Origin of the sequence: Bradyrhizobium sp. 197 (assembly GCF_023073375.1) — a bacterium.
Lineage (GTDB): Bacteria > Pseudomonadota > Alphaproteobacteria > Rhizobiales > Xanthobacteraceae > Bradyrhizobium.
The window spans coordinates 1-1,243 of sequence record NZ_JADPJJ010000008.1; the positions used below are offsets into that span (position 1 = coordinate 1).

Annotated in this window: 1 pseudogene; it reads left to right on the forward strand. The window is 62.1% G+C overall.

The annotated features are described in order from the left end of the window. Positions 1-314: 314 nt before the first annotated feature. Positions 315-1,243: pseudogene (locus tag IVB27_RS02725) on the forward strand (IS5 family transposase); the annotation flags it as partial.

Consider the following 1,243-nt stretch of genomic DNA (forward strand, 5'->3'; position numbering starts at 1 on the left):
AAGCTGGCGTCGTCTCGATGGCCACAACCAGTTGCCAAAACTCGTTGTCGGTGTGACATTCAATGATGGGATCGAGGTCATCGCCAAGCCGACCGACCGCCAGCCCATAACCGCCGCCGCCTGACCGGCTCCGGCCGTCACCAAAATTTGGCGATAGCTCAAAGCGGGCTTTTGGATCGGGTTTCCTTGCAAACTTGATTTGTGATTCACTTGCCTTTTGACTGCTTTGGCGAGGGGATGCGATGCGGCCACGGGAGCGGAACGAGAGGGGGGAGCAGGATCTTTTCCGGTCCCGGCTCGATCAGATCATCGACATGAAGCATCCGCTGGTGGCGCTGGGGCGGACGGTGGATTGGAGCTTCCTGGAGGAGCGGTTCGGCGAGGTCTACACCGTGATCCCGGGCGGCCGCCGCTGCCGACGCGCTTGATGGCGGGGGCTGGCGATCCTCAAGCACACCTACGACCTACCCGACGAGGTGCTGTGCGAGCGTTGGGTCGAGAACCCTTATTACCAACACTTCTGCGGCGAGGAGTTCTTCCAGCACCGCCTGGTGTTCGATCGCTCGTCGCTGACGCGCTGGCACCACCGCATGGGCGAGGAGCGGCTGGCTGCGCTGATCCAGGAGAGCCTGTCGATTGCCACCAGGACCAAGGCGATCAAGCCATCCGAACTGTCACGGGTGATCGTCGACACCACGGTTCAGCCCAAGAACGTGACGTTTCCCACCGATGCGAAGCTTTTGAACCGGGCGCGCGAGAAGCTGGTAGGGTTGGCGCAGCGCCACGCGGTGGATTTGCGCCAGTCCTATGCGCGCGTGGGCAAGCTCGCCCTGGTCCAGCATCAGCGCTATGCCCACGCCAAGCAGTTCAAGCGCGCCAATCGGTTACTGAGGAAGTTGCGCACCTATCTCGGCCGCGTGATCCGTGACATCGGCCGCAAGATCGACGGTGACAGCGGGCTCGAAGCAGCGTTCGCAAAGCTGTTGCCGCTGGCGCGGCGCGTCCACGAGCAGCAACAGCGTCAACGCGGGCCGAAGATCTATTCCCTGCACGCGCCGGAGGTCGAGTGCATCGGCAAGGGCAAGGCGCACCGACCTTACGAGTTCGGCGTCAAAGTGTCAATCGGCCCTTTAATTGCGGTTTGTTGTCAAGCTACCATTCTTCCTCTCTCCAGTGACACGCCGGTAGCGATTGCTCCGTCGGAGCTGGTCAGGTTGCGGAGACGGAGCGATCGCGGATGGCG